Annotated in this window: 4 protein-coding genes and 1 pseudogene; all 5 read right to left on the bottom strand. The window is 61.2% G+C overall.

Annotation, left to right across the window (positions count from 1 at the left end):
- A pseudogene (locus IAE77_RS00335) lies at nt 1-228 on the bottom strand (amidohydrolase family protein); the annotation flags it as partial.
- 12 nt (nt 229-240) lie between these two features.
- Complete coding sequence (locus IAE77_RS00330; RefSeq protein WP_294219662.1) at nt 241-1008, bottom strand: helix-turn-helix domain-containing protein; 768 nt, start codon at nt 1006-1008, stop codon at nt 241-243.
- Nucleotides 1005-1937: a PmoA family protein gene (locus tag IAE77_RS00325; protein WP_294219661.1), complete on the bottom strand. Its 933-nt coding sequence runs from the start codon at nt 1935-1937 to the stop codon at nt 1005-1007. The genes IAE77_RS00330 and IAE77_RS00325 overlap by 4 nt, the downstream gene beginning before the upstream one ends.
- A gap of 44 nt (nt 1938-1981) precedes the next feature.
- Nucleotides 1982-4453 (bottom strand): PVC-type heme-binding CxxCH protein, encoded by a 2472-nt coding sequence (locus tag IAE77_RS00320; protein ID WP_294219660.1) that lies wholly within the window; start codon nt 4451-4453, stop codon nt 1982-1984.
- Nucleotides 4454-4463: 10 nt separating this feature from the next.
- Nucleotides 4464-4706, bottom strand: a 243-nt coding sequence (locus IAE77_RS00315; protein ID WP_294219659.1) for an amidohydrolase family protein, incomplete at its 5' end; no start/stop codon positions are given.

Here is a 4706-nt window from a genome sequence, read left to right as displayed (position 1 = left end):
ATTGAAATAGGTCAGGTGAATGTGCGCCTCGATCAGCCCCGGCATGATCGTGCCGCCCTTCGCGTCGATCTTCCGGGCGTCAGGCACGGGCGGAGCGTCCGCAGCAGGTCCCGCATACTCGATGAGACCCTCTTTGACTATGACGGCCGCATTCGGGACCGGCGGAGCGCCGGTGCCGTCGATGAGCTGGCCGTTGGTAATGAGGGTGGAGCCTGGTTGGAGCTTCATGGTGCTCACAGCCTAGCGTTTTCGCTTCTGGGTGGATAGAACAGAAACGGCAGCGCTTGGAACATTCGCGGCGGCGTATTCGGCGCGATAAGCCGCAGGCGTGGCACCGGTGACGCGACGAAACTCACGCGTGAGATGGCTTTGATCCGCGAACCCGCAGCGCTGCGCGATGGAGGCAATCGACTCACGCGTGTCCACCAGCAGCCGACAGGCCGTCTGGATGCGCAGCCGCTTCAAATACTGCTGCGGCGGCAGGCCGTACTCACGCAGGAAGGTCCGCTCGAAGGCACGCGATGACATTCCAGCCGCCTTCGCCATCTCCGCATTCGTCACCGCTTTGCCAAGCCGCTGCGTCATCATGGAAATGACCACGCCGAGGCGGATGTCCTCGCGCTGGTCGATCTGCGCGGCATCCAGCACGCGCGTGATGCCCGCGGTGCCGATGACACGTCCTTTCGCGTCGCGCACCTGGCGCTTCGTGGTGAAACTCCATGACGCGGTGTGGTCGAAACGGCCGATCAACTCCAGCCGTCCCTGCACCGTCTGCCCGGCGAGCACCGCCTCATCTCCAGAGAGAAATTGAGCCGCGAGATGCGGCGGCGAGAGATCATGATCCGTCTTCCCTAAAACCTCGTCGAGCTGATGCAGCCCGTAGTTGAGCAAAAAAGCACGGTTCACCCACAGGTAGCGATGTCGCGCATCCTTGATCCAAGCCTGCACCTCCGGCAGCAGATCAAAGAGCTCGCCAAGCGCGGCCTCGGATGGAGCGCCGGGTTTCATGGCGCAGCCGAATAACTCTGCCACTGCGCCTCGAGCCACTTCGCATCCGGTTTGCCATCGAAAACGAGCAGGCGGTATTTGGAGACATAGGGCTTCCCGGGCTCGATGGCCCAATCGCCATCCTGCGACGGTGCCACGCAAAGCTGCGGGTTCTTCGGATTCAATCGCAGCGGCTGCGGAAAGCGGAAATTCGATGGATGGATGAGCACCGCGATGCCCGTGGGCGCTCCATCGACTTCGCCGCCGAGGTGGACCCACTTCGCTTTGCTGTTGTCGCCCGCTTTTCGGTCGTGACCTTCGCTCGTGAGCATGGTGACGGCATCGATGGCGTTCCAGAGCGGGTTCCCACGCAGGCCGAGGCCGCCGTAGTGGTATTTCGGCAGCTTGAGAGCCTTTTCGCCCGCACAGGTCTGCGTGCTGGTGAGGTCGATGACATTCGCGAGCGTGCCATCGAGCGTCTTTTGCGATACCGCGACCTCCCAGGTCTCATTCAGCACCTTTTCATCGGGCGAGTGGCTGTGATCGAGAAACACATGCTGGCTGGTGAAGCCGTTTTTCGTGAGTTGAACCAGTTTCTCGAAGCGCACTTCGGCGGTGATCTTGCCATCCTTGCCCATGTTCCAAAAATCCGGATGCGAATCGCCAAACTCCGTCTTCGTCCATCCGATCCACACACCGCGCTGCCACGGATGATCCGACTGGTGATTGCCCGTGACCAGCTTTCCGCTCGGCGAGTAGATCGGATGCAGATGTGCCCCATGCGCAAACGACTCCGCCACGCCCTCCGGCACCTTGCCGGGCTCCATTTGGTAATCACAGATCGATTTCCCCTCGATGGCGAAATGAACGACCGTGCCAGCTTTTTCGGCGGTGATGTCCGCGCTGAAGGCGAGGCTGCCAGCGGCGAGCAGGAAGAGGATGGATTTCATGTTCGTGAAACGGCCACGGAGGCTGCGATTTGCACAAGAATGAGTCAACGTGCCTTTCCGCCGGCCTTTTGTGTCATCAGCCACGCGGCGATGTCGGCGCACTGCTGCGCGGAGAGGATCACATTGAAGGGAGGCATGGCGGAAACGGGCAGCGTCTCCTGCTTCGTGATGTCGCTGCGCAGGATGCGCTCCCGCTGGCCGGTGGCGAGGCCGAGCGTGACGGCGAGGCCGCTTTCGTCGAGCAGCACGCCCATGTGCGTGGCTTTCGCGGTGGTGATGACATGCGAGTTGAAGCCCTCCGTGATCACCGCACTCGGCTCGATGAGCGATTGAATCAGGTGCTTCAACTCCGCGCGGTCGCCGATGCCGGTCAAATCAGGGCCGAAGTGATTGCCGCGACCCGCGATGTGGTGACACGCAATGCAGCCCGCGCCCTGCGGATGCAGGACGAGCAGTCGGCCATGCTCCGCATTCGCGTCCTTCATCAAAGCGAGCGCCGCATCGACGGTCGTGGGCGTGCTGGACGGCTTGATCTCCGGCGGCGTGCCTTTGATCGGCGCGACGTTGGCCGCGCTGATGCCGTTGCCTTTGACCAAAATCTCCGGCGCGTCGCCGCTTTGGTTCTTGATCCAAAGATTCGCCAGTTTCGCGGCCTCCGCGTCGGCATCCTTCGTCAAACCGGTGACTTCATCGCGACTCAACGCGCCATCTTCCAGCAGCGCGAGCAAAGCAGCGCGTCTCACGCCATCATGCGAGTCTTTGAGCATTCGTTTGAGCAACTCCGTGCTCGCTAGATCACGCAGCGCACGCCACGCACAGTAAAAGACGAGACGATCCGTTTCTCGGGACGCGATAGCCATCAGTAGCGGCACCATGTCGGTGTTTCGCGTCTGCCAGATAGCCTGCACGATCTCAAAGCGGATGCGCGGCGTGCCTTCTGCGGCTGCGAGACGGAAGACATCGGGCACGGTGACGCTGCGCGGGTTCCGCATCGAGGTGCGCAGCGTCTGGATGTTTTGATTGTCTTCCGTAAGAGAGCCGTCATTCACGATCATGATCGGCGCGATGCGTCCCAGTGCCCCGATGCCCCAGGTTTGCTGCGCCTCGGTCAGATCATCGCGCTCCAACTCGCGACCGAGGTCGTTCTGGATCGGTTTTCCGCGACGCACCAGCTCATCCTGCGCGTCGATGCGATGCACCGGGAGCGGGCTGTTAAACGCCGCGACGAGTTCTTTCACCGAGCGCTCCTTCATCGGCTTCGTCGAGAGCTTCACGGGCTTCGTATCCTTCGCCGCGATACGATAGACGCGGCCTTCGCTCGTCATCTGACCGCTTTTATCATACTCCGCACCATAGCCGCGCGACCAGCTCAGGCACCACAGCGCGCCATCGGGGCCAAATGCGATGTCCGTTGGCCGAAACAGCGATTTGCCGCCGACGATGAAGGGCTTCCATTCATCGCCCTCGCATTTCATGAGCGCACCGTCCCACTTCGGTTTGAAGATGAAGGTCGTCTTGTTCAGCCAGTCGTTGATGAAAAATACGCCGCGATGCTCGCCGAGCGATCCAAACGCGATGCCGGTGCCGCTGCCGTGAAACACCGGATGGCTCACCGGAGCCGTCGGCAGATGATTCTCGCCCGTCCAGTCGCTGCTCCACGGATGATTCCAGCCGAAATGCGCGCCGTAGAAGGGCATCATCACGCGATCACCCTCGTTTTGGTCGTTATCAGTACACAGCCAATTGAAGCCATCATCGTGAGCGATGTCCCACGGATTGCGAAAGCCGCGCGAGACGATCTCCAAGTTCTCGCCCATGTCATCGCAGCGCAAAAGGCCGCCCATGAGGCCCCAGTCGTCTTTGGGGTCTTGATACGAGTGTTTGTAATCGGCGGCTTTGAAGGTCTGCGGCGGCGTGGTCTTTTGCGTCGTCGTTTGCCCGAACAACTCGCGAAACGGCGCAGGCGCGATGTTCGGCTCCTTGTTGAGCCCTTTCGAGTTGCCCTTGCTCATGTAGAGCTTGCCATCCGGTGCCCACACGAGCCCGTGCAGCGCATGCTCGATGTTCCCGAGGTCGGTGAAGACCTTCACATATTCGTCAGCGACATCATCGCCATCCAGATCACGCACGACGGTCAAATCCGGTGCATTCGCGATCCACAGATCGCGTCCATGCCAGGCGAGGCCTTGAATGGCATTCAAGTTCGTCGCGAAGACCTTCTTGGCATCCGCCACGCCATCGCCATTCGTGTCCTCGATGATGCAAACGCTGTCTCCCGGCGTCTCCGGCGTCGGATTCCGATACTGCGGCCCCATGCCGATGAAGAGGCGGCCTTTGGCATCAAACGCCATCGAGCACGGCTGCTGCACGAGCGGCTCTTTGGCGAAGATTGAGACGCTGTAGCCTTCCGGCACCTCCGGCAGTGCGTTGAGGTCCGCGCCCGTGTCCACCATCGCGGCGTGGGCAGCAGTGAGACTGAGAACGAGCAGGGAAAGGAGGCGAATGGGAGCTGTCATGAGCGAATCCTCACCACGACGGCGGCGTCAGCATTCTTCCAGCTTTCACCACACCGCCCTGCATCACGGCGAGGAGGTTGTTGCGGTCTTCGAGGTGGCTGATGTCCTTCATCACATCGCCAGCGACGACCAAAACATCGCCGAGCTTGCCTTTTTCCAGCGAACCGAGCTCATGCGCGCGGCCCATCATCTTCGCGCCGCCGAGCGTGGCGCACTTGATCGTGTCGAGCACGCTGAAGCCGACGTAGTTCAC

Source organism: Prosthecobacter sp., assembly GCF_014879935.1.
GTDB lineage: Bacteria > Verrucomicrobiota > Verrucomicrobiia > Verrucomicrobiales > Verrucomicrobiaceae > Prosthecobacter.
This window is presented reverse-complemented; position numbering and strand designations above follow the sequence as displayed.